General features: G+C 65.8%; 23 protein-coding genes. All 23 read right to left on the minus strand.

Annotation, left to right across the window (positions count from 1 at the left end; all coding sequences use genetic code 11):
* Positions 1-134: 134 nt before the first annotated feature.
* The gene (locus QRN27_RS03970; protein WP_285040821.1) at positions 135-1,019 is read right to left on the minus strand and encodes an aminodeoxychorismate lyase; all 885 of its coding nucleotides are present in this window, start codon (positions 1,017-1,019) and stop codon (positions 135-137) included.
* Between the two features lie 48 nt (positions 1,020-1,067).
* On the minus strand, positions 1,068-1,907 hold the full coding sequence (gene map / locus QRN27_RS03975; RefSeq protein ID WP_285040822.1) for a type I methionyl aminopeptidase: 840 nt from the start codon (positions 1,905-1,907) through the stop codon (positions 1,068-1,070).
* Between the two features lie 20 nt (positions 1,908-1,927).
* On the minus strand, positions 1,928-2,533 hold the full coding sequence (locus tag QRN27_RS03980) for an adenylate kinase (RefSeq protein ID WP_285036759.1): 606 nt from the start codon (positions 2,531-2,533) through the stop codon (positions 1,928-1,930).
* On the minus strand, positions 2,530-3,858 hold the full coding sequence (gene secY, locus QRN27_RS03985) for a preprotein translocase subunit SecY (protein ID WP_056008105.1): 1,329 nt from the start codon (positions 3,856-3,858) through the stop codon (positions 2,530-2,532). The genes QRN27_RS03980 and secY overlap by 4 nt, the downstream gene beginning before the upstream one ends.
* A gap of 93 nt (positions 3,859-3,951) precedes the next feature.
* A complete protein-coding gene (gene rplO / locus QRN27_RS03990) occupies positions 3,952-4,548 on the minus strand; it encodes a 50S ribosomal protein L15 (RefSeq protein ID WP_082455896.1) in 597 nt (198 codons plus the stop codon).
* Positions 4,548-4,730 carry a 50S ribosomal protein L30 gene (gene rpmD, locus QRN27_RS03995; protein WP_079001710.1) on the minus strand — a complete coding sequence of 61 codons (183 nt, stop codon included), beginning with the start codon at positions 4,728-4,730 and terminating at the stop codon, positions 4,548-4,550. Before rpmD ends, rplO begins: the two co-directional genes overlap by 1 nt.
* Positions 4,730-5,440, minus strand: a complete 711-nt coding sequence (gene rpsE, locus QRN27_RS04000; protein ID WP_056008107.1) for a 30S ribosomal protein S5 — start codon at positions 5,438-5,440, stop codon at positions 4,730-4,732. Before rpsE ends, rpmD begins: the two co-directional genes overlap by 1 nt.
* Positions 5,437-5,796, minus strand: a complete 360-nt coding sequence (gene rplR / locus QRN27_RS04005) for a 50S ribosomal protein L18 (RefSeq protein WP_056008110.1) — start codon at positions 5,794-5,796, stop codon at positions 5,437-5,439. Before rplR ends, rpsE begins: the two co-directional genes overlap by 4 nt.
* Before the next feature lie 2 nt (positions 5,797-5,798).
* Entirely contained in the window at positions 5,799-6,335 is a 537-nt protein-coding gene (gene rplF, locus QRN27_RS04010; RefSeq protein ID WP_056008113.1) for a 50S ribosomal protein L6, read from the minus strand.
* Between the two features lie 6 nt (positions 6,336-6,341).
* Entirely contained in the window at positions 6,342-6,740 is a 399-nt protein-coding gene (gene rpsH / locus QRN27_RS04015; protein WP_056008118.1) for a 30S ribosomal protein S8, read from the minus strand.
* Positions 6,741-6,885: 145 nt separating this feature from the next.
* Positions 6,886-7,470 (minus strand): 50S ribosomal protein L5, encoded by a 585-nt coding sequence (rplE, locus tag QRN27_RS04020; RefSeq protein ID WP_056008119.1) that lies wholly within the window; start codon positions 7,468-7,470, stop codon positions 6,886-6,888.
* Positions 7,470-7,829, minus strand: a complete 360-nt coding sequence (gene rplX / locus QRN27_RS04025) for a 50S ribosomal protein L24 (RefSeq protein ID WP_056008121.1) — start codon at positions 7,827-7,829, stop codon at positions 7,470-7,472. The genes rplE and rplX overlap by 1 nt, the downstream gene beginning before the upstream one ends.
* Before the next feature lie 3 nt (positions 7,830-7,832).
* Positions 7,833-8,201 (minus strand): 50S ribosomal protein L14, encoded by a 369-nt coding sequence (gene rplN, locus QRN27_RS04030; protein ID WP_056008123.1) that lies wholly within the window; start codon positions 8,199-8,201, stop codon positions 7,833-7,835.
* Positions 8,202-8,232: 31 nt separating this feature from the next.
* Positions 8,233-8,553: a 30S ribosomal protein S17 gene (gene rpsQ / locus QRN27_RS04035; protein WP_056008125.1), complete on the minus strand. Its 321-nt coding sequence runs from the start codon at positions 8,551-8,553 to the stop codon at positions 8,233-8,235.
* A 2-nt stretch (positions 8,554-8,555) separates the two neighbouring features.
* Positions 8,556-8,891: a 50S ribosomal protein L29 gene (gene rpmC / locus QRN27_RS04040; RefSeq protein WP_285040823.1), complete on the minus strand. Its 336-nt coding sequence runs from the start codon at positions 8,889-8,891 to the stop codon at positions 8,556-8,558.
* Positions 8,891-9,310 carry a 50S ribosomal protein L16 gene (gene rplP / locus QRN27_RS04045; protein WP_056008131.1) on the minus strand — a complete coding sequence of 140 codons (420 nt, stop codon included), beginning with the start codon at positions 9,308-9,310 and terminating at the stop codon, positions 8,891-8,893. The genes rpmC and rplP overlap by 1 nt, the downstream gene beginning before the upstream one ends.
* 2 nt (positions 9,311-9,312) lie before the next feature.
* A complete protein-coding gene (rpsC, locus tag QRN27_RS04050; protein WP_056008134.1) occupies positions 9,313-10,101 on the minus strand; it encodes a 30S ribosomal protein S3 in 789 nt (262 codons plus the stop codon).
* A complete protein-coding gene (gene rplV, locus QRN27_RS04055) occupies positions 10,101-10,493 on the minus strand; it encodes a 50S ribosomal protein L22 (RefSeq protein WP_056008137.1) in 393 nt (130 codons plus the stop codon). Before rplV ends, rpsC begins: the two co-directional genes overlap by 1 nt.
* A 26-nt stretch (positions 10,494-10,519) precedes the next feature.
* Entirely contained in the window at positions 10,520-10,801 is a 282-nt protein-coding gene (gene rpsS, locus QRN27_RS04060; protein ID WP_056008140.1) for a 30S ribosomal protein S19, read from the minus strand.
* 12 nt (positions 10,802-10,813) lie between these two features.
* Positions 10,814-11,653: a 50S ribosomal protein L2 gene (gene rplB / locus QRN27_RS04065; RefSeq protein WP_056008143.1), complete on the minus strand. Its 840-nt coding sequence runs from the start codon at positions 11,651-11,653 to the stop codon at positions 10,814-10,816.
* Between the two features lie 28 nt (positions 11,654-11,681).
* Complete coding sequence (rplW, locus tag QRN27_RS04070) at positions 11,682-11,981, minus strand: 50S ribosomal protein L23 (protein WP_056008147.1); 300 nt, start codon at positions 11,979-11,981, stop codon at positions 11,682-11,684.
* Positions 11,978-12,643, minus strand: coding sequence for a 50S ribosomal protein L4 (rplD, locus tag QRN27_RS04075; protein ID WP_194669306.1), 666 nt, complete (start codon positions 12,641-12,643; stop codon positions 11,978-11,980). The genes rplW and rplD overlap by 4 nt, the downstream gene beginning before the upstream one ends.
* 4 nt (positions 12,644-12,647) lie before the next feature.
* Positions 12,648-13,301, minus strand: a complete 654-nt coding sequence (gene rplC / locus QRN27_RS04080; protein WP_056008154.1) for a 50S ribosomal protein L3 — start codon at positions 13,299-13,301, stop codon at positions 12,648-12,650.
* Positions 13,302-13,309 lie beyond the last annotated feature (8 nt).

A 13,309-nucleotide genomic window follows, 5' to 3' on the forward strand; every position in this document is an offset into this window, starting at 1 on the left:
GTTGAGTCGCACTGGTCGTGCGGATGGATTGCGGTGCGGATGTCGGCTCGCCGAAGGCATGCAGAAAGCACCAAAGATCGATTCTATGCTATGTTTCCGCGTTTCACCAACTCAACGTCGAGAGGCGCTCGTCGTCACTCGGTCCGCGCGAGGAGCGCGGCGTTCAGCTCCGCCGTGAGCCCTCGGTCGATGCCGACCGGCCGGCCGTCGACGGCCGTGACGGGGACAGCCAGCCGCACGCTCGAGAGCAACCACACCGCATCGGCCTGCATCAGGTCGTCCGGGGTCAGCATGCGGTCCTCGCACGGGTGTCCCTCCGCTTCGAGGTGCTCCCAGAGCGCCAGTTGTGTGGTGCCGGGGAGGATGCCGCTCGTCGCGGGCGGCGTGACGAAGGTGCCCCCGATCCGGGCGACCACGGTCGAGGTCGGCCCCTCGAGCACGAACCCGTCGCTGCTCACGAAGAGCACGTCGTCCGCCCCGCGACGGTGCGCCTCCCGGAGGGCCGCCATGTTGACCGCGTACGAGAGCGTCTTCGCGCCCGCGAGCAGCCAGGGTGACCGTTCCTGGACGTCACTCGACAGGCCACGATCCAGGAGCACGACGTCGATCCCGGTCTCGCGTTCAGGGAATCCACCGGCAGGCGTCGCCGAGACCCAGGCCGTCGGGCGCTCACCGCTCCCCCGTGTCAGGACCAGACGCACGGCGCTCTGCTCGGCGTCCGGAAGTGCTGCGACCGCGCGCGCGACGGCGGACCGCCACTGCGCGTGGTTCGGCGCCGGCAGGTCGAGAATGGCCGCCGATTCGGTCAGCCGGGCGAGGTGCGCCTCGACCGACTGCGCGCGGCGCCCGACCACACCGATCGTCTCGAAGATGCCGTCGCCGCGCGCGGGCCCGAGATCGAAGACGCTCAGGACATCCGAGCCGTCACCGCCGGAGGTGATCGACGCCTCGAGCGTCGCCTCGTCGACGACGGCGTCTGCGGGCAGGACGTCGAGCAGGAACACGATCGGAGCACTCATGACGAGCAACTCTACCGGTGGTGGAGCCGGCGCACGGCGGCGCGGCGGTCAGGCGGGGCGGACCGGCGTGACGCCGAACGCGGCCAATGCCGCGGCGCCACCGTCGGGAGCCGTCAGCACCCAGATCCCGTCGCGGTGCACGGCCACGCTGTGCTCCCAGTGCGCGGCAGCCGCACCGTCGAGCGTGGCGACCGTCCATTCGTCGTCGCGGACGAAGGTGTCCGGGCTCCCCGCCACCACCATCGGCTCGATGGCCACCACGAGCCCGGGCTTCACCTCGGGGCCGCGCTGGCGGACGCGGTAGTTGAAGACCGGCGGCGCCTCGTGCATCGTGCGACCGATGCCGTGACCGACGTAGTCGGTGAGGATGCCGTACGGACGTCCCTCAGGGGAATGGTCCTCGACGTACTCCTCGATGGCTGCACCGACCTGGTTGAGGTGACGCGCCGTCGCGAGTTCCGCGATACCCGCCCACAGCGACCCTTCGGTCACGGCCGACAACCGCTCGCGCTCGGCGACGAGTTCCGGCCGGCTCGGGTCGGGTAGGACGACCGTCATCGCCGAGTCGCCGTTCCAGCCGTCTATCTCCGCACCGCTGTCGACCGAGACGATGTCGCCCGGGCCGAGGACCCGAGCGCCGGGGATCCCGTGCACGACGTCGTCGTTCACCGAGGTGCAGACCGTGTGCCGGTACCCCGGGACGAGCTTGAAGTTGGAGTGACCGCCGGCCGCGACGATGGCCGCTTCGGCCACCGCGTCGAGCTGCAGGGTCGTGACGCCGGGAGCGATCCGTTCGCGGACGGCGTCGAGCGACGCCGCAGTCGCGAGCCCGGGCGCGATCATCGCGCGCATCTGCTCGGGGGTCTTGTAGATCGACTTCCGGAACACCGTACTGGAGGCGTTCTGCGTCAGACGGCGGGCACGATGATGCCGCGAGCTGCCAGCGCGGCATCGATCCGCGCAGTCACCTCCGACACCTCGCCGAGTCCGTCCACCGCGACGACGAGTCCGCGCGCCGTGAAGACCTCGATCAGCGGAGCGGTCTCCTTCGCGTACAGCTCGAGCCGGTGGCGGATGACCTCTTCGGTGTCGTCGGGGCGGCCCTCCGCTTCGGCACGCTTCAGGAGCCGGACGACGACCTCTTCGGTCTCCGCCTGCAACTGCACGACCGCATCGAGGCTCGTCCCGTTCTCAGCGAGGAGCGCGTCGAGTGCGACGACCTGGTCGGTCGTGCGCGGGTAGCCGTCGAGCAGGAACCCGTCGAGGGCGTCCGGCTGGTGCAGGCGGTCGCGGACGATCTCGTTGGTCAGCGAGTCCGGGACGTAGCCGCCCCCACGGACGAGCTCCTGGACCTGCTTGCCGAGCGGGGTACCGCCCTTGATGTTCGCGCGGAAGATGTCTCCGGTCGAGATCGCCGGGATGCCGAAGCGCTCCGACAGGAAGGCTGCCTGCGTGCCCTTGCCGGACCCGGGAGGACCGACGATGAGCAGACGGGGCTTTCCGGACGCGCTCAACGCAGGAGTCCTTCGTAGTGGCGCTGCTGGAGCTGCGAGTCGATCTGCTTCACCGTCTCGAGGCCCACGCCGACGATGATGAGGATCGATGCGCCGCCGAAGGGGAAGTTCGCATTCGCGCCGACGAGCGCCAGAGCGATGAGTGGCAGGAGCGCGATCAACCCCAGATAGATCGAGCCGGGGAGCGTGACCCGTGTCAGCACGTAGTCGAGGTACTCGGCCGTTGGGCGACCCGCGCGGATGCCGGGGATGAAGCCGCCATACTTCTTCATGTTGTCGGCGACCTCTTCGGGGTTGAAGGTGATCGCGACGTAGAAGTAGGTGAACCCGACGATGAGCAGGAAGTACATGAGCATGTACAGCGGGTGGTCGCCCTTGGTGAGGTACTGCTGGATCCAGAGGACCCACGGCGCCGGCGTACCGGTCGTCGGCTGGTTGAACTGCGCGATGAGGGCCGGCAGGTACAGGATCGACGACGCGAAGATGACGGGCACCACACCGGCCATGTTGACCTTGATGGGGATGTAGGTGTTGTTGCCGCCGTAGGTGCGGCGTCCGACCATGCGCTTGGCGTACTGCACGGGGATGCGGCGCTGCGACTGTTCGACGAACACGACGAGCCCGACGATGACCAGCCCGACGGCGAGGACGAGGAGGAAGACCTCCGGTCCCTTCGCGGTCCAGATGGCGGCGAGCGAACCGGGGAAGGTCGCGGCGATGGACGTGAAGATGAGGAGGGACATGCCGTTGCCGACACCACGCTCGGTGACGAGCTCGGCCATCCACATGACGAGGCCGGTGCCGGCGGTCATGGTGACGACCATGAGGAGCATGCCGTACCAGGTGCCGCCCTGGGCGGTGATGAGGTCGGCACAGACGCCGCCCTGGTTCCCGAACAGTGCACCGCTCTTCGCGACGGTGATCAGCGTCGTCGACTGGAGGATGCCGAGGAAGATGGTGAGGTAGCGGGTGTACTGCGTCAGCTTGCCCTGGCCGGACTGGCCTTCCTTGTGCAGCGTCTCGAAGTGCGGGATGACCACGCGGAGCAGCTGGACGATGATCGACGCGGTGATGTAGGGCATGATGCCCAACGCGAAGATGGAGAGTTGGAGGAGAGCGCCACCGCTGAAGAGGTTGACGAGCTCGTAGAGGCCCGAAGCTCCGGCTGCCTGCTGGTTCGCGAGGCACTGCTGCACGTTCGGGAAGTTCACGAACGGAGCTGGGATGAAGGACCCGAGCCGGTAGATGGCGATGATTCCGAGTGTGAACCCGATCTTCCGACGAAGATCCGGGGTCCGGAAGATCCGGCCGATGGCGGTGAACAAAAGGGGCCTCCTGTGGGATGGTGCGGGGTCGGCCCGGGTGACCGGCATGATGCCGGCCACCCGAGTGAGCTCCTGTGCGGAGCCGGCCGAGGGCTACTTGACGCTGCCCCCGGCTGCCACGATCTTCTGCTCAGCTGAGCCGGAGACCTTGTCGACCGCGACATTCAGCTTAACCGAGATGTCACCGTTTCCGAGAACCTTGACCTTCTCGTTCTTCCGGACGGCACCCTTGGCGACGAGGTCGACCGTGGTGACGTCGCCACCCTTGGGGTACAGCTCGGCGAGCTTCTCCAGGTTCACGACCTGGTACTCGACGCGGAAGGGGTTCTTGAAGCCTCGGAGCTTCGGGGTGCGCATGTGCAGCGGCATCTGCCCACCCTCGAAGCCGACCTTGACGTTGTAGCGGGCCTTCGTGCCCTTGGTACCGCGACCAGCGGTCTTACCCTTGGACGCCTCACCGCGACCGACGCGCATCCGGGCCTTCTTGGCACCGGCAGCGGGACGGAGGTGGTGGACCTTCAGGACCTGCTCGCGCTTCTCGGCGGGCTCGTCCGTCGCGGGCTTCTTGGCAGCAGCAGCCTTGGGGGCCGCCTTCGCCTTCGGCTCGGACTTCGCAGCGGCCGTCTTCGGAGCTGCCTTCGCAGCGGCCTTGGGGGCCTTCTCCTCAGTGGTTTCGTTCTTCTCAGCCATTAGTCGATCTCCTCAACCTGTACGAGGTGAGCAACAGTGTTCACGTAGCCGCGGTTCTGTGCGTTGTCCGGACGGACGACGACAGCACCGATGCGACGGAGACCCAGGCTGCGAAGCGTGTCGCGCTGGTTCTGCTTCTCACTAATTCTGCCCTTGATCTGGGTGATCCTCAGCTGGGCCATCAGGCACCTACCTTCGCAGCAGCGGCCGCCTGAACGGCCTCTGCCTCTGCGCGGAGCAGACGGGCCGGAGCGACCTGGTCGAACTCGAGACCACGACGGGCTGCGACGGCACGAGGTTCCTCGAGCTGCTTCAGCGCCGTGACGGTCGCGTGGACGATGTTGATCGTGTTGGACGAACCGAGCGACTTGCTCAGGACGTCGTGGATACCGGCGCACTCGAGGACGGCGCGGACCGGACCACCGGCGATGACACCGGTACCGGCGGCGGCGGGGCGCAGGAGCACCACACCGGCTGCCGCCTCACCCTGGGTGGGGTGCGGGATGGTCGAGCCGACGCGCGGGACGCGGAAGAAGTTCTTCTTCGCCTCCTCGACGCCCTTCGCGATCGCGAGGGGCACTTCGCGGGCCTTGCCGTAGCCGACGCCGACCATGCCGTTGCCGTCTCCGACGACCACGAGGGCGGTGAAGCTGAAGCGACGACCACCCTTCACGACCTTCGAGACACGGTTGATGGTCACGACGCGCTCCAGGAACTGGCTCTTGTCGCTGTCGCGGCTTCCGCGGTCACGGTTCGGGTTGCGCTCACGGCCTCCGCGACGCGCCTCGCGCGGCTCGCGGTCACCGGTCGGTGCCGTCGACGCCGCGGTCTCGACCGGGGCCTCGGCCACGGTTGCGACAGGCTCTTGCAGCTGCTTGTTGTCTTCGCTCACAGGTTCAATCCGCCCTCTCGAGCACCATCGGCAATTGCTGCCACGCGACCTGCGTAGCGGTTGCCTCCACGGTCAAATACGACATCTTCGATGCCGGCTGCCTTTGCACGCTCGGCGATGAGTTCGCCGACCTTGCGCGACTTGGCGGTCTTGTCGCCGTCGAACGTCCGGAGGGTGTCCTCCATGGTCGAGGCGGAGACGAGGGTGTGACCCTTCGTGTCATCGACAACCTGCACGAACACGTGACGGGCTGAACGGTTGACGACGAGGCGCGGACGGACCGCGGTGCCCTCGACCTTCTTGCGCAGACGCGCGTGGCGACGGCCACGTGCGGCAGTCTTCGTTGGACGAGCCATGGTTACTTACCAGCCTTTCCGGCCTTGCGACGCACGATCTCGCCGGCGTAGCGCACGCCCTTGCCCTTGTACGGCTCGGGCTTGCGGATCTTACGGATGTTGGCGGCGACCTCGCCGACGGCCTGCTTGTCGATACCGGCGACCGTGAGCTTGTTGTTGCCCTCGACGGTCAGCGTGATGCCGACCGGCGGCTCGACGGTGACGGGGTGCGAGAAGCCGAGCGCGAACTCGACGGCGCTGCCCTTCTGTGCGACGCGGTAACCGGTACCGACGACCTCGAGGCCCTTGGAGTAGCCCTGGGTGACGCCGATGATCTGGTTCGCGATGAGCGTGCGGGTCAGGCCGTGGAGCGAACGCGAGTTGCGCTCGTCGTCGGGACGCGTGACCAGCAGCTGTGCGTCTTCGAGCTTGACCTCGATGGGGCTGGCGACGACGAGCGAGAGCTCACCCTTCGGGCCCTTGACGGTGACGTTCTGGCCGGCGACGTCGATGGTGACGCCTGCCGGGATGTCGATGGGGAGTCTTCCAATACGAGACATGACTGGCTACCACACGTAGGCGAGGATTTCCCCACCCACGCCCTTCTTCTCGGCCTGGCGGTCCGTGAGGAGTCCGCTGGAGGTGGACAGGATGACGACGCCGAGGCCGCCGAGGACCTTGGGGATCTCGTTCGACTTCGCGTAGACGCGGAGGCCGGGCTTCGAGACGCGCTTGATGCCAGCGATGGAGCGCTCGCGGTTCGGGCCGAACTTGAGGCTCAGCGAGAGCGTCTGTCCGACGGCCGCGTCAGCGACCTCCCAGCCGGAGATGTAGCCCTCGGACTTGAGGATCTCGGCGATGTTCACCTTGAGCTTGGAGTGCGGCATCGACACGGTGTCGTGGTGCGCCGAGTTCGCATTGCGCAGTCTGGTCAGCATGTCTGCGACCGGATCTGTCATGGTCATATCGAGTGTTTCCTTTGTTCACCAGGTTTCGACATCCTGTGCAAGGGTGCCGACCTGTGGTGGTTGAACCGTTCTGGGCAGGAGTGCCCCGAACGGGCGGAAGCCCGGTCCTCGACATACACCGAGGACCGGGCAGAAGCTCAGCCTACTTGGACTCAGCTGCCTTGAACGGGAAGCCGAGCGCCTTGAGCAGCGCGCGACCCTCGTCGTCGTTCTTGGCCGTGGTCACGACGGTGATGTCGAAGCCGCGGACGCGATCGATCTTGTCCTGGTCGATCTCGTGGAACATGGACTGCTCCTGGAGACCGAAGGTGTAGTTGCCGTTGCCGTCGAACTGCTTGTCCGAGAGGCCGCGGAAGTCGCGGATACGCGGAAGAGCGAGGCTCAGCAGGCGGTCCAGGAACTCCCAGGCGCGGTCGCCACGAAGCGTGACGTGGGCGCCGATGGGCTGACCCTCGCGCAGCTTGAACTGTGCGATGGACTTGCGTGCCTTGGTGACCTGCGGCTTCTGACCGGTGATCTTGGTGAGGTCCGAAACAGCGCCGTCGATGACCTTGCTGTCACGGGCTGCCTCGCCCACACCGGTGTTGACGACGACCTTCACGAGACCGGGCACCTGGTGCACGTTCGTGAAGCCGAAGTCCTTCTGCAGCTGCGGAAGGATCTCAGCGCGGTACTTCTGCTTGAGACGGGGCTGGATTTTGCCAGTCGCCACTTCTGTGTCGGTCATTAGAGGTCCTTACCTGACTTCTTGGCGTAACGAACGCGGACCGTCTTGGTGACGCCGTCCTTCGTGACTTCCTCGTTGCGGTGGCCGACCTTGGTCGGGCCCTTGGTCTCCGGGTCGACGAGCGCGACGTTGGAGATGTGGATCGAAGCCTCGACGGTCTCGATGCCGCCGGTCTTCGTCCCACGCTGGGTCTGGCCGACACGGGAGTGCTTCGTGACGTAGTTGACGCCCTCCACGATCACCCGGTTCTTGTCCGCCAGGACCTCGATGACGCGACCCTGCTTGCCGCGGTAACCACCGCGGTCCTGCTTCGGGCCGGAGACGACCTGAACCAGGTCGCCCTTCTTGATCTTTGCCATGACTTAGATAACCTCCGGCGCCAACGAGACGATCTTCATGAACTTCTTGTCACGAAGCTCGCGACCGACCGGTCCGAAGATGCGGGTACCACGGGGGTCCCCGTCAGCCTTCAGGATGACAGCGGCGTTCTCGTCGAACTTGATGTAGGAACCGTCGGGACGACGGGTCTGCTTGCGGGTGCGGACGATGACCGCCTTGACGACGTCGCCCTTCTTGACGTTGCCACCGGGGATCGCGTCCTTGACGGTCGCGACGATGGTGTCACCGAGACCCGCGTAGCGGCGGCCGGAGCCACCGAGCACACGAATGGTCAGGAGCTCCTTGGCACCGGTGTTGTCGGCGACCTTGACTCGTGATTCTTGCTGAAGCATTGTTCGCTTTCCTCTCAGTAAGCCGCGAGGCCTACTTGGCCTTCTCGAGAATCTCGACCAGGCGCCAGCGCTTGGTGGCGCTGGTCGGGCGGGTCTCGCTGATCAGGACGAGGTCGCCGATGCCGGCGGAGTTCGCCTCGTCGTGAGCCTTGACCTTGGAGGTGCGGCGGATGACCTTGCCGTAGAGCGGGTGCTTCACGCGGTCCTCGACCTCGACGACGATGGTCTTCTCCATCTTGTCGCTGGTCACCAGACCACGACGGGTCTTGCGGTAGCCACGAGCAGCGGCGTCCTTGACGTCGTGCTCGGCCGACTCGTGACCCTCGGGGGCCTTGTCAGTAGCGGTAGCCATGTCTAGGCCTCCTTCATGGTCTCGGCGTCGGCTGCAGCGGTGTCCTCGGACTTCGGTGCGGCCTTGGCCTTCTTGGTCTTCTTCTCGGCCTTGGCCTCGACGACCTCGACGGTCGGCGTGGCCCGGATGCCGAGCTCGCGCTCACGGATGACCGTGTAGATGCGAGCGATGTCGCGCTTCACGGCGCGCAGGCGGCCGTGGTTCTCGAGCTGCCCCGTGGCCGACTGGAAGCGCAGGTTGAACAGCTCTTCCTTGGCCTTGCGGAGCTCCTCGACGAGGCGCTGGTCTTCAAAGGTGTCGAGCTCGACGGGGGTGAGCTCCTTGGATCCGATCGCCATTATGCGTCGCCCTCCTCGCGCTTGATGATGCGTGCCTTGAGGGGCAGCTTGTGGATTGCACGGGTGAGCGCCTCGCGGGCCAGGGTCTCATCGACTCCGGCGACCTCGAACAGCACACGACCCGGCTTGACGTTCGCGACCCACCACTCGGGCGAACCCTTACCGGAACCCATGCGGGTTTCGGCGGGCTTCTTGGTCAGCGGACGGTCGGGGTAGATGTTGATCCACACCTTGCCGCCGCGCTTGATGTGACGCGTCATGGCGATACGAGCGGACTCGATCTGACGGTTGGTCACGTAAGCGGGCGTCAGGGCCTGGATGCCGTACTCACCGAACGACACCTTGGTGCCACCGGTGGCCTGGCCGGAACGGCCGGGGTGGTGCTGCTTCCGGTGCTTGACTTTGCGTGGGATCAACATGGTTATGCCTCAACTCCTGCGGCGGCGGGCGCCTCAACAGCTGCCTTGGGGGCGCTGCTCGGACCGGCGTTGCGACGGGGGCGGTCGCCACCGTCACGGCGCTCGGGACGCGTCGACTTCTGGTTGGCCTGCTCGCGAGCAAGCTCCTTGTTGGTGATGTCGCCCTTGTAGATCCAGACCTTCACGCCGATGCGGCCGAACGTGGTCTTCGCCTCGTAGAAGCCGTAGTCGATGTTCGCGCGGAGCGTGTGCAGCGGCACACGGCCTTCGCGGTAGAACTCGGAACGGCTCATCTCAGCGCCGCCGAGACGGCCGGACACCTGGATACGGACACCCTTGACGGTGGACGTGCGCTGGGCGCCCTGCAGGCCCTTACGCATCGCGCGGCGGAAGGCCACACGTGCGGAGAGCTGCTCGGCGATGCCCTGCGCGACGAGCTGAGCGTCGGCCTCGGGGTTCTTGACCTCGAGGATGTTCAGCTGGATCTGCTTCTTCGTGAGCTTCTCGAGGTCGGCACGGATGCGCTCGGCCTCGGCGCCACGACGACCGATCACGATGCCCGGACGGGCGGTGTGAATGTCGACGCGGACGCGGTCACGGGTTCGCTCGATCTCGATGCGGCTGACTCCAGCGCGGTCGAGCGAGGTCGCCAGCAAACGGCGGATCTTGACGTCTTCCGCGACGAAGTCGCTGTAACGCTGACCCTTCTTCGTGCTGTCGGAGAACCAACGCGACACGTGGTCGGTCGTGATTCCCAGACGGAAGCCGTATGGATTGACTTTCTGACCCATTACTTGCTCACCTTCTTGGCCTTGGCAGCGCCGGCAGTCTCATCAGGCGTCGAGAGCTCGACGGTGATGTGGCTGGTGCGCTTGAGGATGCGGAACGCGCGGCCCTGTGCACGGGGACGGAAACGCTTGAGGGTTGCACCCTCATCGACGTACGCCTTCGCGATGTACAGGTCCTGCTCGTCCAGGAACACGTTGTCCTTGTCGGCCGTGACGCGAGCGTTCGCGATGGCCGAGGCAACGAGCTTGTAGATGGGCTCGCTGGCACTCTGCGGTGCGAACTTCAGGATGGCCAAGGCCTCCTGAGCCTGCTTGCCACGGATGAGCGCGACGACACGACGGGCCTTCTGGGGGGTGACGCGGATGTGTCGCACGCGGGCGATCGACTCCACCATTTCTCTTCCTCCTTCACGTCACCGCGTTAGCGGCGACGGCCCTTCTTGTCGTCCTTCACGTGTCCACGGAAGGTGCGGGTGGGCGCGAACTCGCCGAGCTTGTGCCCGACCATCGTCTCGGTGACGAACACCGGGATGTGCTTGCGACCGTCGTGGACGGCGATGGTGTGACCCAGCATGGCCGGGATGATCATCGATCGACGCGACCAGGTCTTGATCACGTTCTTGTTGCTGGCCTCGTTCGCCGTGACGACCTTGCGGAGCAGGTGGTCGTCGACGAAGGGGCCCTTCTTGAGACTGCGTGGCATCTTCTCTTACTCCTACTTACGCTTCTTGCCGGCGGTACGACGACGAACGATGAGCTTGTCGCTTTCCTTGTTGGGGTGGCGCGTGCGGCCTTCTTTCTGGCCCCACGGGCTGACCGGGTGACGTCCACCGGAGGTCTTGCCCTCACCACCACCGTGCGGGTGGTCGATCGGGTTCATCGCGACACCACGGACGGTCGGGCGGACGCCCAGCCAGCGCTTACGGCCGGCCTTACCCCAGTTGATGTTCGACTGCTCGGCGTTGCCGACCTCACCGATGGTGGCGCGGCAGCGCAGGTCGACGTTGCGGATCTCGCCGGACGGCAGGCGAAGCTGCGCGTACGGGCCGTCCTTCGCGACGAGACGCACCGATGCACCCGCGGAGCGGGCCATCTTCGCGCCGCCACCGGGACGGAGCTCGATCGCGTGGATGACGGTACCGGTCGGGATGTTCTTCAAGGGCAGGTTGTTACCCGGCTTGATGTCCGCGCCGGCGCCCGACTCGACGATGTCGCCCTGGCTCAGCTTGTTCGGAGCGAGGATGTAGCGCTTGGTGCCGTCCACGAAGTGGAGCAGCGCGATACGTGCCGTGCGGTTGGGGTCGTACTCGATGTGAGCGACCTTGGCGTTGACGCCGTCCTTGTCGTTGCGACGGAAGTCGATCAGACGGTACTGGCGCTTGTGGCCACCACCGATGTGACGCGTCGTGATGCGGCCCTGGTTGTTGCGACCACCGGTCTTCGACAACGGACGAAGCAGCGACTTCTCCGGCGTCGTACGGGTGATCTCCGCGAAGTCCGCGACAGACGAACCGCGACGACCAGGAGTCGTGGGCTTGTACTTACGAATAGCCATTTCTTATTCCTCTTCGTTCCCGGCCGTCTTAGCCAACAGCCGTGAAGATGTCGATGGAACCCGACTTGAGCGACACGATGGCGCGCTTGGTGTCCTTGCGCTTGCCGGTGCCGAACTTGGTGCGACGGGTCTTGCCCTGACGGGTGAGGGTGTTGATCGAAGCGACCTCGACACCGAAGATCTTCTCGATGGCGAGCTTGATCTCGGTCTTGTTCGAGCGCGGGTCGACGAGGAAGGTGTACTTGCCCTCGTCGATCAGGCTGTAGCTCTTCTCGGAGACGACCGGCGCGAAGATGACGTCGCGGGGGTCCTTGTTGATCGCGGTCATGCCGAGACCTCCTCGGTTGCGGCCTTGGCGCCGGTCTTGCTGGCGACGAATGCCTCGAAGGCGGCCTTGGTGAAGACGATGTCGTCGGAGACGAGCACGTCGTATGCGTTCAGCTGGTCGTACGACAGCACGTGCACGTTCTGCAGGTTGCGGACGCTGCGGTGGCTGAGCTCGTCGTCGCGCTGGAGGACGATCAGGACGTGCTTCGAGGAAGCGACGTTCGTCAGGTACTCGGAGACGACCTTCGTCGACGGCTTCTCGCCGAACGAGAGGGAGTCGACGACGTGGAGGCGGCTGCCACGAGCGCGGTCGGAGATGGCACCGAGCAGGGCTGCGGCGATCATCTTCTTGGGGGTGCGCTGCGAGTAGTTGCGGGGCACTGGACCGTGGACGATGCCACCGCCGGTCATCTGAGGAGCGCGGATGGAGCCCTGACGAGCGTTACCCGTGCCCTTCTGCTTGAACGGCTTGCGGCCTGCACCGGACACTTCGCCGCGGCGCTTGGTCTTGTGCGTGCCCTGGCGTGCGGCAGCGAGCTGCGCGACGACCACCTGGTGGATGAGCGGGATGTTGGTCTGAACGTCGAACACCTCGGCAGGAAGGTCGACGGTGCCGGCCTTCTTGAGCTTGGTGTCGAGCACGTCGAGAGTAGCGATAGCCATGGAACTACGCTCCCTTCACTGCGGTGCGGACGAATACGATGCGGCCACGAGCGCCGGGAACGGCACCCTTGACGAGCAGCAGGCCCTTCTCGGCGTCGATCGCGTGAACCCGGAGGTTCAGCACGGTGACGCGCTCGCCACCCATACGACCGGCCATGCGCATGCCCTTGAAGACACGGCTCGGGGTCGAGGAGGCGCCGATGGAGCCCGGCTTGCGGTGGTTGCGGTGTGCACCGTGAGAGGCGCCCGTTCCCTTGAAGTTGTGACGCTTCATGACACCGGCGAAACCCTTACCCTTCGAAGTGCCGACGACGTCGACCTTCTGGCCGGCCTCGAAGACACCGTCGACGGTGAGCTCCTGGCCGAGCGAGTACTCGGATGCGTCGGCGGTGCGGACCTCGGTGAGGTGACGACGCGGCGTCACGCCGGCCTTGTCGAAGTGACCCGCGTCAGGCTTGCTGACCTTGCGGGGATCGATCTGGCCGTACGCGATCTGCACGGCGTCGTAGCCGTCGACCTCGGGGGTGCGAACCTGCGTGACCACGTTGGGCGTGATCTCGATGACGGTGACGGGAACGAGCTTGTTGTTCTCGTCCCATACCTGGGTCATGCCGAGCTTGGTGCCGAGCAGACCCTTGCTGGTCTTGGTGTTAGACATGTCTTCCT

It is taken from the genome of Plantibacter sp. LMC-P-059a (assembly GCF_030209505.1).
Classification (GTDB): Bacteria; Actinomycetota; Actinomycetes; order Actinomycetales; family Microbacteriaceae; genus Plantibacter.